Annotated in this window: 12 protein-coding genes; 11 read left to right on the top strand and 1 reads right to left on the bottom strand. The window is 46.2% G+C overall.

Annotated features, from left to right (window positions below):
• Positions 1-168: 168 nt before the first annotated feature.
• Positions 169-1,245 carry an inositol-3-phosphate synthase gene (locus HMPREF0240_RS03815; RefSeq protein ID WP_009002129.1) on the bottom strand — a complete coding sequence of 359 codons (1,077 nt, stop codon included), beginning with the start codon at positions 1,243-1,245 and terminating at the stop codon, positions 169-171.
• Between the two features lie 501 nt (positions 1,246-1,746).
• Between HMPREF0240_RS03815 and HMPREF0240_RS03820 the strand changes: the two genes are divergently transcribed.
• From HMPREF0240_RS03820 to fba, 11 genes are all read left to right on the top strand, one after another.
• A complete protein-coding gene (locus HMPREF0240_RS03820) occupies positions 1,747-2,670 on the top strand; it encodes a carbohydrate kinase family protein (protein ID WP_009002130.1) in 924 nt (307 codons plus the stop codon).
• A gap of 1 nt (position 2,671) precedes the next feature.
• Positions 2,672-3,706, top strand: a complete 1,035-nt coding sequence (locus HMPREF0240_RS03825; RefSeq protein WP_009002131.1) for a LacI family DNA-binding transcriptional regulator — start codon at positions 2,672-2,674, stop codon at positions 3,704-3,706.
• A 1,113-nt stretch (positions 3,707-4,819) separates the two neighbouring features.
• A complete protein-coding gene (locus tag HMPREF0240_RS03830; protein ID WP_009002132.1) occupies positions 4,820-5,896 on the top strand; it encodes an inositol-3-phosphate synthase in 1,077 nt (358 codons plus the stop codon).
• Between the two features lie 30 nt (positions 5,897-5,926).
• A complete protein-coding gene (locus HMPREF0240_RS03835; protein ID WP_009002133.1) occupies positions 5,927-6,850 on the top strand; it encodes a carbohydrate kinase family protein in 924 nt (307 codons plus the stop codon).
• 96 nt (positions 6,851-6,946) lie between these two features.
• Entirely contained in the window at positions 6,947-7,576 is a 630-nt protein-coding gene (locus tag HMPREF0240_RS03840) for an SIS domain-containing protein (RefSeq protein ID WP_035312338.1), read from the top strand.
• Positions 7,577-7,725: 149 nt separating this feature from the next.
• Entirely contained in the window at positions 7,726-8,394 is a 669-nt protein-coding gene (locus HMPREF0240_RS03845) for an HAD family phosphatase (protein WP_009002134.1), read from the top strand.
• A 432-nt stretch (positions 8,395-8,826) separates the two neighbouring features.
• Positions 8,827-9,900 carry a substrate-binding domain-containing protein gene (locus HMPREF0240_RS03850; protein WP_009002135.1) on the top strand — a complete coding sequence of 358 codons (1,074 nt, stop codon included), beginning with the start codon at positions 8,827-8,829 and terminating at the stop codon, positions 9,898-9,900.
• Positions 9,901-9,968: 68 nt separating this feature from the next.
• Positions 9,969-11,483 carry a sugar ABC transporter ATP-binding protein gene (locus tag HMPREF0240_RS03855; RefSeq protein ID WP_148486280.1) on the top strand — a complete coding sequence of 505 codons (1,515 nt, stop codon included), beginning with the start codon at positions 9,969-9,971 and terminating at the stop codon, positions 11,481-11,483.
• A 26-nt stretch (positions 11,484-11,509) separates the two neighbouring features.
• Positions 11,510-12,457 carry an ABC transporter permease gene (locus HMPREF0240_RS03860; RefSeq protein WP_009002137.1) on the top strand — a complete coding sequence of 316 codons (948 nt, stop codon included), beginning with the start codon at positions 11,510-11,512 and terminating at the stop codon, positions 12,455-12,457.
• 22 nt (positions 12,458-12,479) lie between these two features.
• Positions 12,480-12,920: a ribose 5-phosphate isomerase B gene (rpiB, locus tag HMPREF0240_RS03865; RefSeq protein ID WP_009002138.1), complete on the top strand. Its 441-nt coding sequence runs from the start codon at positions 12,480-12,482 to the stop codon at positions 12,918-12,920.
• Between the two features lie 14 nt (positions 12,921-12,934).
• Positions 12,935-13,870: a class II fructose-1,6-bisphosphate aldolase gene (gene fba / locus HMPREF0240_RS03870; protein ID WP_009002139.1), complete on the top strand. Its 936-nt coding sequence runs from the start codon at positions 12,935-12,937 to the stop codon at positions 13,868-13,870.
• The last annotated feature ends 151 nt before the right edge of the window (positions 13,871-14,021 follow it).

The raw sequence follows: 14,021 nt of genomic DNA on the forward strand, positions 1-14,021 counted from the left end.
AAAATGCTGCAAAATTGCGGAAGGTACAATCTTGCAATTTCGCAGCATATTTCAGTCAAATACAGGGCAGCAGTCTGCCTGATATTTGTTTCCCGCGGCAGCTGCCGGATGGGGACGCAAACCCATCCGGCCTGCTGCGGGAATTATAAAGTGAAGGAGTCAATAGGCTTATTTACCAGCGATATAGTCTTCCAGCATAGCGCGGCACTGATCGTCAGGATGCTGTACCGGTGGGTGTTTCATGAAGTAGGAGCTTGGTTCTTCGATTGCGCCTGCAAGTCCTCTGTCTTTTGCGAGCATGCAGCATCTTACAGCGTCAACGCTGATTCCGCCTGAGTTCGGGCTGTCGATAACATCCAGCTTCAGGTTCAGGTTTACAGGAGCACCGCCGAATTTCTGGCCTTCGATGCAGATGATTGCGGTCTTCTGGTCACCCTGGTTGTCAACAAAAGCAAATCCAGGAGCGATCGGCACGTCATGTTTCAAGATACTTGCGATGGCGTCATGCTTTGTAACATGCTTTGTCTCACCGCGCATAACCAGGTTGATAAAGTCTGTATTTCCAGCATAGTTGAGCTGATAAGATTTTGTGATCTTGATTCCCCTGTCTTCGAACAGTTTTGCAAGTGCTCTGTGGACGATGGTTGCACCTAACTGGCTCTTCCAGTCATCTCCGATTACCGGGATGCCTGCTTTTTTGCATTTGTCAGCGATTGCCGGTGTGCTGGCGATCAGCTCAGGAATTCCGTTAACAACGCCGCATCCAGCTTCACATGCAGCATCTACATAAAATCTTGCCGCATCGTGTGATCCTGTAGGAAGGTTGATGAGGATGACATCAACTTTGTAATCTTTGAGCGCTTTTACTACGTCTACCGGCTCCTGTGAGTCATCAATTGTAAAGTAATCTTTGCCGTAGTAGTGCTGCAGATGATCCGGTGCTCCGTCCAGGACAGGTCCTTTTAATACAGGTGCTCCGAGGTTCGGAACGTCACAGATCTTGTATGTACAGTTTGGCCATTCCAGAATTGCCTCGCTGACATCTTTGCCAACCTTCTTGGAATCAATATCAAATCCTACAACAACTTCGATATCGGAAGGAACATACCCTCCCAGGTTATAATGCATAAGTCCGCCGACTTCTTCTGCAATCTCCGGTGTCTTATAGAACTCGATTCCCTGAACGAGAGAGCATGCACAGTTACCTACTCCCACAAGTGCCAATCTGATTTTTTTCTCTGCCATAGTTTTTTCCTCCTGAGATAATTTGGATTATTATGTATTTGATGCTAAAGCAAATGATAAAGTTAACGTTTAAGTAAACGGACAAAAAAATATATATGATGTCCCCTGTATGAAAATGTGAAAAGATAAACTAAATGATAGTTAACGTTAACTGTATCATTTGCTTTGCTTCATGACCCCATTCTAAATCCAAAAAATGAAAAAGTCAATTGGTATATATTCACAAAAAGACGGAATAAATTTAGTCAAAATTATTAAAAAGTGGTATTGAGAACAAAAAAACGGGTTAAGACATATAAAAAATGATTATTTTGAGTATAAAATGTTGGACAATGTTTAAATAGTAAGCTATACTAAAAACTAAGAAAACACGATAACTTTAATGATAACTTAAATGTTACTTATTTTTTCAGTAGATATGTGTTATAATGTGTTTAGAAAAAAGTTATGCCGCTAAGACTGCAGTTTAAGTATTGGCAGGCTGGATGGAGGGGAATTTTAGTGAAGAATGAAAAAGTAGATATTGTTGCCATAGGAAATATTGTAAAAGAGACCATTTTTCTGACGGATAAGATAGTAGGGCCGGTTCTGGGAAGCCCCTGTGCATATACGAGTCTGGCGCTGGCAAAGGCCGGCAAGAGTACAGGTATTGTGACGTACTGTGGGGAAGAGATGCAGAATGTGATCGAAAGGGAGCTGCGTATGGTGGATACGACCGGATGCATCCCTTACTTATATACAACAGAGAACCATTTGATCTATCAGGAAGAAGAGAAAAACAGGGTTGAGTATTTTAAAGTGGCTCCGGTGATCAGTTATGATGTGATTCCGGAGACTTATCTGGAAGCCACGACATTTTTTATCTGTCCCATGGATTACGAGGTGGATATTGAGATATGCAGAAAGCTGAATGCAGCCGGAAAGCGTATTATCGTAGATCTCGGCGGGTACGGTGGTACTACATCATATAACCATTTCCCGATAGGAACATACCGGGGCAGAAAGCTGGTGGATGATTTATGTGAAAGTGCATTTATAATAAAAGCCAGTCAGGATGACCTGCATTATCTGATGCCGGACCAGAGCATAGAAGAGTGCCTGGAGTATCTGACTTCGAGAGGTCCGAAATATGCAGTAGTTACGATGGGCGCGCGGGGAGCGGCTTTCCAGGCGGCAGGAGGAAAAGTGCAGTTCTCCGGAAGTTATGCTACAATGGAAGGAAAGGAAAAGAATCTGACGGGAGCGGGAGATGCTTTCTCAGCAGGTTTGATGGCGGCTCTGGATGAAAAACCAGATGATATCGTTTATGCAGTTGAGTATGCAAACAGTATGGCTTCGCTGATTCTGGAGGAGAACGGAGGATGTGTGGAGAACAGAATGCCGGTCGACAGAATGGTCAAGCTTCGAATGGAGGGAAAATTATAATATGAAAAAAGTAACAAGACTGAAGGATCTGGCAGAGGGACTTGGTGTAAGCATAACGACAGTCTCAAAGGCTCTGAACGGCCATCCGGATATATCGGCAAAAAGGAGGAAAGAGATCCTGGATTATGCCAAAGAAGTGAATTATGTACCGAATCAGGTGGCCCGGAGCTTCCGCCAGCAGAGGACCAACATGGTCGGCATAGTCATCAGCGATAATGCCAATCCATTTTATGCCAGAGTCATCCGTGGTATAGAGGAGACGCTGTCGGCCCACGGTTACCACTGTGTCGTGATGAACAGCCATGAAGATGTGGACAAAGAGATCCAGCTTGTAGATGAGCTCAGAGGTCTGAACGTAGCCGGAGTGATCCTGACTCCTGCCGCGGGAAATAAAAAGAGCTGTGAGCTTCTTCAGAAGTATGATATCCCCTATGTTCTCGTCAACCGTTACCTGGAGAAGGATGAGGACACCTATGTTGTGCTGGACGATTATCAGGCAGCATATATGACGGCAAAGCATCTCTGCAGTTACGGCAATGAAAAGATCTTCTTCCTGAATTTTCTGCCCAGTGTATCGTCCGCCCAGAACAGGCTGGAGGGATACAAACAGGCGCTGGAAGACTGTGGGATGCCGTACGAGCCGAACCTGGTAGTATCCGGCTGCACGGATCAGGCAGACGGATATGAAAGTATGAAGCGGATACTGGAGCGCAATAAGCCCCCCCTGTCAGTCATGTGCTACAGCGACTACATCGCAATAGGAGCAATCTGTGCAATCCAGGAGCGGGGATTCAACCTGCCCCATGATATAGCGCTCAGCGGCAATGACGATATCGGAATACTGTCCTTCGTAAAGCCGCGCCTGACAACCATCGGATCGCCCAAGCTAAGAATGGGGATTGAAAGCGCCAGGCTTTTGATTGAACTGATGGAGGCGAGGGCAAAGCAAGAGGATGACGAGGCAGAAGAAACAGAACCAGAAGAGCAGAAACATGTGGTCATGAAACCAGAACTCATACTCAGAGAAACCTCATAAGGAAGGATTTAGCTCACGAGCTTTAGTCTCGGGGGCGGATGATGGGGGGACGCTTGCCGAGAGCCGGGACGTGCTGTGGAAAGCACCTGTCCTGTTTGATATGCAGGCCGCTGCGCCAACCAGCAGTAAGAGGAAATCCGCAAAATCAGCCGGAACCGAACGCATTCACCGCCTAATCTGATGATTAGGCGGCTCAGGCGTTCTGAAAAGTTGCTTCGGAAGCAACTTTTCTCCGGCTGATTTTGCGGATTTCCTCTAACTGCTGATAGGCTCGCTTTGATGCATTTCAAACAGGACAGGTGCTTTCCACAGCACGTCCCGGCTCTCGGTAAGCTAGGTTCATCAGGCCGGAAGGTAAGAGCGCGTGCACCGGGGGATCCTGGACCGGGGCAGCGGATGGGAATGGCTGTGCGGGAGTGGTGATCTGGGGAGAGGTGATTCGTAAGCTTCCTGTGAGGCCTCCATTTTTTAGCCTAAAACAAATATCATAGGCCCAGCAATAAAAATAATTAATACCTACAGAAAGATGAGAGCTACGCATAGTGAATATCCATCCGCAGCCCCGGTCTGAGCCCCCAGCCGGGGAATTAGTACTTACCTACCGACTGGATGAACCCAGCCAGGCGGACTGTAAGCCACAGACCTTCCTGCCTGTAAGGGCGGTTTAAAACTCCTTAAAGCGGACGATTAGAAGTTCTTATAGAGCCAGGGGCGCCCAGAAGGGATGAAAATTGATTTTCCAAATCAATTTTCATTCCGGCCTAAGGCCAGAAAGCATCAGGCTTTCTGGCTGCATGTCGGATGTGCCCTTCTGGGCGCCCCTGGCTCTATTAGAACTTCTTCGTCAAGCGACCAGGATTTTAAACCGCCCTTACAGGCAGGAAGGTCTGCGGCTTACAGTCCGCCTGGCGCCCCTCATTTAGCAGAAAGTAATAAATATCATCAGCCGTATTTGTGAAAATGTGACTATTGACTTTTGTTATCTTTGCGGTTAAAATTTGAATCAGATAAGAAGTTAACGTTAAAGTAAACGTTATATTTTTTGCTCAAAAACTTTAACGTTAACTTTATCGGTAACTGTAATTTATTACAACATTTTAGGAGGAAAAAACTATGGCAGAGAAAAAAATCAGACTGGCACTTGTGGGAGTAGGGAACTGTGCATGCTCTCTTGTTCAGGGAATCGAGTTTTATAAGACACCGGAGATTGCAGAAGAGGCCGGGGGACTTATGCATTATAACCTGGGGGGATATGTTCCTTCTGACATCGAGGTTGTTGTGGGATTTGACATTGATTCCAAGAAGGTTGGCAAGGATGTCAGTGAAGCAATTCTGGAGAAACCAAACTGTACATATAAGATTTGTGATGTTCCGAACCTTGGGGCACCTGTGTTAAAAGGACCGGTTCTGGACGGGGCACCGGATCATCTGCAGCACTACTATGGCAAAGACTATTTTACAATCGATGACTCACAGGAGCCGGTAGACGTAGTAAAAGCACTGAAAGATTATAAAGTTGATGTGATTCTCATCAACCTTCCTACGGGATCACATGATGCGGCAAGATTTTATGTGGATGCTGCATGTGAAGCCGGATGCGGCGTTGTTAACGGAATTCCTGAGCTGATCGCCAGCACACCGGAAATCTCTGATAAATGTAAGAAAGCGGGAATCCCGGTGATCGGGGATGACTGGAAGAGCCAGCTGGGAGCAACGATTGTCCACAGAGCGCTTGCAAAACTGTTCGAGGACAGAGGAATTAAGATTACAAAGTCCTATCAGCTCAACTATGCTGGTAATACAGATTTTATCAACCTGGTTATGCGCGGCGAGACAAAGCATGTGACAAAACATGACGCCATTGCGAGTATCCTGAAACATGATGTTCCGATTGCTCCTGGATTTGCTTTTGTTGACAACCAGGATGACCAGAAGACCGCTATTATCTGTATCGAAGGCCAGAAGTTCGGTGGAGCTCCTGTCAATCTGAACCTGAAACTGGACGTTATCGATAGCCCGAACTCAGGCGGAATCAGCGTTGACGCTGTCAGATGCTGCATGCTGGCAAAAGACAGAGGACTTGCAGGCGCAATCGAAGAGCCAAGTTCCTACTTCATGAAGCACCCGCCGGTACAGCATCCGGATGACCAGTGCCGTGCTATGCTCGAAGACTTTATTGCTGGTAATTAAACTAAACTTACAGATAGGCAGGGATGAAAAATGGAAAATAAATTAGATATCGTTGTAATTGGTACAATTATAAAAGAAACCATACAGTTCCCAAACAGAACCATCGGTCCTGTCCTGGGAAGCCCGGCGGCATATTCAAGCCTTGTTATGGCTGCACAGGGAAGAAATGTGGGAATCGTCACATATTATGGCAATGACATGGAAGGCATTATTTCAGAGATAGATGTTCTGGACAGAAGGGGCATTCTGCCTTATGAGTATACGACTACGAATCTGCTTGTATACAGAGAAGACGGCACCAAATACGTAGAGTATCAGAAGGCGGCTCCGAATATCGTTTTTGAAGACATTCATGAAGATTATCTGAATGCAGACTATTTTAAAATCTGTCCGATGAATTATGAAGTAGAGCTGGATCTTGTGAAAAAGCTTCACGAGAGAAACAAAACAGTATTTGTTGACCTGGGAGGTTACGGCGGCGCCACAAGTGATATCCGCCATTCCGTAGAAGAGGCTTATGGAAGAATGGTAATAGACACCCTGTGTAAAAACAGTACGATTATTAAGGCGAGCGAAGAGGATCTGCAGTCCATTATACCGGGAAGAACAGCGGAAGAGGCTGTAAAATACCTGGTAGATTCAGGCGCCAGGAATGTGGTTGTAACACTTGGCGGCAAGGGGGTACTGTTCAAGGAAGGCAGTAAAAAGATCGTTTATATCGAACCGTTTGTGGCTAAGAGCGAAGTGGAAGACGGAAGCCTTGACTTTACAGGCGCCGGAGACTCATTTGGCGCGGGATTTATGGCATCTTACGTAAAAGAACAGGATATGTACAAGGCCGCATTGAACGGAAATGCAACTGCATCTCTGGTCATTCAGAGATCAGGCGGATGTACATTCGGACGTATGCCGGCTAAGGAAAAGGTACAGAAACGTATTGCAACAGGAGAATAAAGAACAGGAAGCTGTGAAGTTGTTGTCTGGTTACCGTTTACAGGCCTGCCTGTAAACAGTAACGTTGTCTGATGATTGAAAGAGGAGGAATATGCAATGAAAAGTTATACAGATGCGGAACTTATGAATAAGGCAAAAGAAAAAATATTGGCGGAGTCAGAGGCTTTGAAAGTAGTTTCTGATGAAGTGGATGAGGCTTATGCAGAGACGATCAAAGCAATTCTGGAATGCAAAGGGAGGGTGATCCTTACAGGACTAGGAAAAACAGGACATATCGGTAAGAAAATAGCGGCATCTTTTGCAAGCCTTGGAGTACCCGCATATTTCGTGCACAGCTGCGAATCACTGCACGGGGACATGGGAATGATTACGAAAGATGATGTTGTGATTATGATATCCAACAGCGGAAAATCACAGGAAATATTAAACATGCTTCCGCCTCTGAAGATCATAGGCGCAAAGACTGTTTCTATCACAAAAGACAAACAGTCACCTCTGGCACAGCAGACAGATATCGCAATCCTGGTCAATGCAGGACAGGAAGTAGACCATATGGGACTCGCGCCTACATCCAGCTCAACGGCAGCACTGGCAGCGGGAGATGCACTTGCAACGGTAGTATCAGAGATCAAGGACTTCAAACGGGAGAACTTTGCCCTGAGCCATCCGGGCGGAGCGCTGGGCCAGCAGCTGATCAAAGAATACCAGGAAAAGGTTGGAAAGTAAAATAATAATATACCAGGCTCATCAGGAAAACTTGGTTCGCAATATAATCCTCTGGCATATAGTACATCGAAAAAAAGCAATGTACTAGAATAAGCCAGAGGATTGTTCGCATTGCAGATGCCGGATGAGATGGTTGAAGGAGACGTAGTATGATTAAGAAAAAAGCAGTGATTTTTGACATGGACGGGCTGATGATTGACAGTGAAAGAGTGACATGGGAAGGATATCAGAGAGAGTGCCGCCTCAGAGGGTATGAGATGACGCTGGATTTTTATATGCAGATGCTGGGGCACCCGATGGCCGCAGTGCGGAAGATGATGCAGGAACATTTTGGTGATTCATTTCCGATGGAGGAGATTATCCAAAGTGTGCATCACAATATGGATCTGCAGTTTTCCACAAAAGGCGTCCCGGTCAAGCCGGGGCTGATGAATCTTCTGAAGTATACGAAGGAACACGGCTACAGGACGATGGTTGCCACATCCAGCGACCGGGACCGGGTAGAGCAGATCTTGAAATACGCCGGAATAGAAGAATATTTCAATGACATTATCTGCGGAAATGAAGTGGCCCAGGGAAAGCCCAACCCCGATATCTTTCTGAAAGGGTGCAGAAAGCTTGCCGTAGAGCCGGAAGAAACCTATGTGGTTGAGGATTCTGAGATGGGGGTACTGGCAGCATTTCGGGCAGGGATTGATGTGATCTGTGTTCCGGATATGAAGGAACCGGAAGAAGAATACCGGGAGATGACGCTGTGTGTTGTCCGTTCGCTTAGCGAGGCCAAGGATGTGATTGCGGCCAGGGACAGCGGCAATTAATCTGCGGGATAGGACAGGAGCAGAAGTACGGCGGAAATGATAATAAAACTGGAACCACTTCAGATTTATTATCAAACACAGCAGCCGCGTCGTTGTTGAGTATATTTCCCGATTTACAGGTGGAGATTTCACACTTCTGCACATTTGGCAATTGGGAGAAATAGATAAATTTATATTCCCCTATTTGTGGAAAAATGACAATTGACTTTTTATGGGTTTGCGCGTAAAATTTTAATCAGATAAGGAGTTAACGTTAAAGTAAACGTTATATTTTTTTACCAAACTTACTTTAACGATAACTTTATCGAGAACTTATGGCGGGGATATCGGGTTCGGAAGGAATGTATTCTGGATAACAGAAGAATCATATCAATACCGCCGGGCAGCGGAGAAAAAGATCCAATATTCAAGAGACATGGAGGAGGAAACAGGATGATGAATATGAAAAAAGTTTTAACAATGGTATTGGCAGGTTGTATGGTGTTTGGACTCGCGGGATGTGAAAAGGCGTCTGATTCAGGAAGTGCGGACAAAGGCGGCGGTAATGCCGATGCAGAGATAACGATCGGCTATTCTTTCCCGGGTTCCAATAATGAATTCTGGGGTTCCAATGCTCTGAACTCCGCAAAGCAGGCCGCCGAAGCACTGGGATTTAAGCTGATTGCCGACGACTGTGATTATGACCAGGCCGAACAGATTTCCGATGTTGACAGTATGATTTCTTCCGGAATCAATGCTCTTGTTCTGGCACCGCAGGATGCATCGGTATGCGCAGGAATTACCGCGGCATGCAAAGCGGCAGACATTCCGGTTGTTATTATAGACCGGTGGCCGGGAGATGATCTGAAGGCTGGAGAAGATTATGTATGCTTTATCGGACCGGATGATGAGCAGGCAGGATATGACATCGCGATGTCACTCATAGATTCCGGATGTAAAAAGCTTCTTGGTGTGGGAGGCGTACAGGGAACTTCCGTAGGAGAAGGCAGGAAAGCAGGTCTTGACAAGGCATTGAAGGAGAATCCGGATGTGGAGCTTTTACAGTATGAATATGCGGGAGATACATGGGATGACGGAGACAAGGCGTTCCGCAACTTATATCAGGCACATTCCGAGGTAGACGGAGTATGGTGCTTTAATGATTCCATGGCCCTTGCCACAGTAAACGTAGTAAAAGAAGAAGGAAAGCTGGAAAAGATTAAAGTCGGCGGCATGGACCTGCTCAGCAATTCTGTAGAGTCCATGGAAGCGAAAGAACTCTGGTTCTCAACCGGAGGCCACTATATGGAAGCCGGATTTGGCGCAGTTGTGGCATACGATGCTGCAAAAGGCGTGGAATATAACGGCGAAGAGAAGGTTCAGATGAGTCTGCTGCGTGTTGACCAGACAAACGTAGGCGAATTTAAAGAGCAGTTCCTTGATAAAGAGCAGTCTTATGACTGGGCAGGTGCCAGCAGGGCAGAAAACCCGGATGTAGAATATAACTTCAACCTGACACTTGAGTAACAGCTAATATTTACTCCTCCGGCACGGTGCCGGGGGAGGAGCGTTTTAAACTGGAAGGAGGAAAAACATTGGCAGAAAAAAGAAATGCGGTTGTCCTGCGCGGTATTAAAAAGTATTTCCCGGGAACAAAGGCGCTGGACTGGGGCGACGATGACACGATTGAGATCAAAGAGGGCGAGATTCACGGTCTGGTCGGGGAGAACGGTGCTGGTAAGTCTACAACATTTCAGATCCTGATGGGTATTTATGACAAGACGGACGGTGAGATGGAACTTTTCGGGGAACCCTATAACCCCAAAAACGTCCATGACGCGGAATCGGCAGGGCTGGCGATTATCATGCAGCAGCCGAACTTTGCCAACAACCTGACTGTTGCTGAGAATATATTTCTGGGGCAGGACAAGAGGTTTACGAACAAAGCCGGACTGATCGACTGGAAAAAACAGTATGCAGCGGCAGAAGAGATCCTGCACAGATTTAAATATGACCATATCAAACCGACGGATCTGCTGTCAGATCTGGGCTTTGAGGAGACAAAACAGGTAGAGATTGCGCGGGCACTTTCGACGAATCCAAAAGTACTGCTTGTAGACGAGACATCGGCGGCTATCTCCAAAAGTTCTGTGGAAAATCTGTATCAGCTGCTTCGGGAGCAGCGGGATAATGGATGTGCAATTATCTACATATCGCACTTTATAGAAGAGGTGTATGACCTCTGCGACAGAGTCAGCATACTGAGGGATGGAAAGCTGATCACTAAAATGGAAGTGAACGAGTCGGTTTCACCGGATCTGATTATCCAGAACATGGTAGGCCGTGATGTATCGGATGCAATTTACAGAAGCGAGGACAACAGCTCCATCGGTGACGTGCTTCTGGAGACAAAAGGATTGACAAGGGCGGGAGAATTTGAAGACATTAATATCCAGATCCATGCAGGAGAAGTCGTCGGTATCGCCGGAATCGGAGGATGCGGTTCGGAGAGTTTTGGAAAAGCATTGTTCGGATATGACCAGACCGAACGGGGAGAGATTTATTTTAAAGGAAAGCCTGTCAAGGTACATTCACCGCTGGAAGCGATGCGAATCGGTATTGGATATATACCAAAAGACCGGGATAAGGAAGGACTGTTCCTGATTTATGATTCCACAATGAATATTTCTGCGGGCAATATGAAGAACGTCAGCAAGCATGCAGTCATAAACCACAAAAAGGAAAAAGAAATTGCAGTTGAGTCAATTAAGAAGTTCCTGATCAAGACTCCTTCAGAGGCGACACCGGTATCTGACCTGAGCGGGGGAAACAGACAGAAAGTGGCAATCTCCAAGTGGGTGGTTAATGAATCCGAGTTCCTGATTGTAAACTCTCCTACAAGAGGAGTAGATGTAGGCGCTAAATACGAGATTTATAAAATACTGGAAGATTTAAAGAATCAGGGAAAAGGGATTTTACTGATTTCTGATGAGCTCCCGGAGCTGATCGGAATGAGCGACAGGGTATACTGCTTCAGACGGGGCAAGGTGTCGGGAGAATTCTCAAGAGATACATTTACTGAAGAGCGGCTTGCAGTACAGATGGTCTGATTCTATATAGAAAGGAATATTAAAAAATGGAAAATAAAAATGTAGTGACAGGTTTTATAAAAAAGAATATTTCTTTGGCGGCGTTTGTGATTTTATTTATATTGTTCTCATTTTCGACTGCCGGTAAATTTTTGAACGTTAGCAACCTTTTGAGCGTACTGACTTCATCTACAGACCTTCTGATCTGTGCACTGGGCGGAACATTTATCATCCTGATGGGAAGTATCGATCTCTCCGTCGGTTCCATGATCAGTCTCTGCGGAGTAATTGTAGCTAAGATCTACCTGTCAACCAACAACCTGCTCGTTGCGCTTCTTGCTACAGTAGCAGTATCACTTGTGTGTTACTTATTCATGGGAATTATCCATGTACGCCTGAAAGTACCGACATTCATCGTAACACTTGGTATGCTTTCCATAGCCCGTGCGCTTGTTACTATGATCAGCGGCGGTTCTATCACGATGGTTGATTATAATGGGGCAATCAAACAGGTATTCGGATTAAGGCCATGGATTCTGATTATTGCAATCGCGGCATTTGTCATTGTATTCATCATAGAACGTTTTACACTCTTCGGACGCTACACCAGACTGGTCGGCGGTGAGGAGAATGTAGCAAGATTAAGTGGTATTAATGTAAGAAAGCAGAAAGTGCTGGTGTTCTTGTTTGCAGGAGTTCTGACAGCACTCGGCGGTATCGTTATGGCAGCCCGTATCGGTTCGGGTTCTCCTTCTGTCGGAGTCGGATATGAGCTGGACGTTATCACAGCCGTTGTACTGGGCGGAACATCTCAGACCGGTGGTGTCGGCGGTGTAAGAGGTACTCTCATCGGTGTACTGACCATCGGTATTCTCGCAAACGGCCTGGTACTCTGGGGAATGCCTTCAGAAGTCCAGCTGCTGATCAAGGGGCTTGTTGTTATCTTTGCTGTTGCCGTTTCAACAGAGAGAAAGCCGAATATGATCGTCAGATAATGAAAGACTGGAGGAAAAATAAATGATAGCATTAGGCAGCGACCATGGCGGATTTGCATTAAAAGAGGAGATCAAAGAATATCTGACAGGTCAGGGAATCGAAGTCCGGGATTTTGGAAGCTTTCATCCGGAGGCCGTGGATTACGCAGATACAGCGTATCCGCTGGCAAAAGCAGTGGCAGCGGGAGAATGTGAAAAAGGAATTCTGTGCTGCGGCACAGGGATCGGAATATCCATCGCAGCCAATAAGGTGAAGGGAATCCGTGCAGCCTGCTGTTCCGACTGTTTCAGCGCAAAGCTTACGAGACAGCACAACGATGCCAATGTGCTCTGTATGGGCGGTCGTGTTGTGGGGGCGGGGCTGGCACTCATGATGACAGATCTGTTTTTGAACACAGAGTTTGAAGGCGGCCGGCATCAGACCAGAATCGATAAAATTGCAAAGATTGAAAGTGAACAGTAAAAGGAGGATGCAACATGGCATTGGTGACAACAACTGAAATGTTCAAAAAGGCATATGACGGCGGCTATGCGATCGGGGCATTTAATGTAAATAACATGGAGATTATACAGGGGATCACGGAAGCGGCACAGCAGGAACAGTCACCGGTTATTCTCCAGGTATCGGCAGGCGCAAGGAAATATGCAAAGCATATTTACCTGATGAAACTTGTGGAAGCGGCGGTGCTGGATGTGGACATTCCGATTGCGCTGCATCTGGATCACGGGGAGGACTTTGAGATCTGTAAATCCTGTATAGACGGGGGCTTTACCTCTGTAATGATCGACGGTTCCAAACACGGCTTTGAAGACAATATCGCACTGACAAAAAAGGTGGTAGAGTATGCCCACAGCAAAGGGGTTGTGGTAGAGGGAGAGCTGGGAAAACTGGCAGGTATAGAAGACGATGTAAATGTGAGTGCAGAAGATGCATCCTACACGAACCCCGATGAAGTGGAAGAGTTTGTAAACCGGACAGGTGTCGATTCACTGGCAATTGCAATCGGAACAAGCCACGGGGCATTCAAGTTCAAACCCGGACAAAAACCACAGCTTAGGTTTGATATCCTTTCCGAGATCGAGAAACGACTTCCTGATTATCCGATCGTGCTTCACGGTTCCTCATCCGTAAATCAGGAATATGTAGATATGATACGCAAGTATAACGGAATTTTGGATGATGCGATTGGAATTCCTGAAGATATGCTCAGACAGGCTGCCAAGTCGGCAGTATGCAAAATCAATATAGATTCAGATGTGCGCCTGGCCATGACAGCCGCGGTGAGACAGGACATTATAGAAAATCCTTCTCATTTTGACCCAAGGCAATACCTGCGGCCGGGCAGAGACAATGTAAGAGAACTGGTAAAACATAAAATACAGTGTGTATTAGGCTCATCAGGAAAAGCCTGATTCGGATACTGCGTATCCAGGAGAACAACTCTTTGGCTTTGAGGGGCCAGAGAGTTGTTTTTTGGGGGGAAAGTTTTAAATACTATTTTAAAAATTGTTATCCTGTGGCGGTTGTTCTGAAGCATTGGCAGCAGAAGAAGCAAATGATATA

Source organism: Clostridium sp. D5, from assembly GCF_000190355.1.
Classification (GTDB): Bacteria; Bacillota; Clostridia; order Lachnospirales; family Lachnospiraceae; genus Faecalicatena; species Faecalicatena fissicatena_A.

Bases quoted from the DNA above. Each gene is read 5' to 3' on its own strand.
- HMPREF0240_RS03815 (WP_009002129.1), bottom strand. From the start codon at position 1,245: ATGGCAGAGAAAAAAATCAGATTGGCACTTGTGGGAGTAGGTAACTGT.
- HMPREF0240_RS03860 (WP_009002137.1), top strand. From the start codon at position 11,510: ATGGAAAATAAAAATGTAGTGACAGGTTTTATAAAAAAGAATATTTCT.
- HMPREF0240_RS03835 (WP_009002133.1), top strand. From the start codon at position 5,927: ATGGAAAATAAATTAGATATCGTTGTAATTGGTACAATTATAAAAGAA.
- HMPREF0240_RS03840 (WP_035312338.1), top strand. From the start codon at position 6,947: ATGAAAAGTTATACAGATGCGGAACTTATGAATAAGGCAAAAGAAAAA.
- HMPREF0240_RS03850 (WP_009002135.1), top strand. From the start codon at position 8,827: ATGATGAATATGAAAAAAGTTTTAACAATGGTATTGGCAGGTTGTATG.
- HMPREF0240_RS03830 (WP_009002132.1), top strand. From the start codon at position 4,820: ATGGCAGAGAAAAAAATCAGACTGGCACTTGTGGGAGTAGGGAACTGT.
- HMPREF0240_RS03825 (WP_009002131.1), top strand. From the start codon at position 2,672: ATGAAAAAAGTAACAAGACTGAAGGATCTGGCAGAGGGACTTGGTGTA.
- rpiB (WP_009002138.1), top strand. From the start codon at position 12,480: ATGATAGCATTAGGCAGCGACCATGGCGGATTTGCATTAAAAGAGGAG.
- HMPREF0240_RS03845 (WP_009002134.1), top strand. From the start codon at position 7,726: ATGATTAAGAAAAAAGCAGTGATTTTTGACATGGACGGGCTGATGATT.
- fba (WP_009002139.1), top strand. From the start codon at position 12,935: ATGGCATTGGTGACAACAACTGAAATGTTCAAAAAGGCATATGACGGC.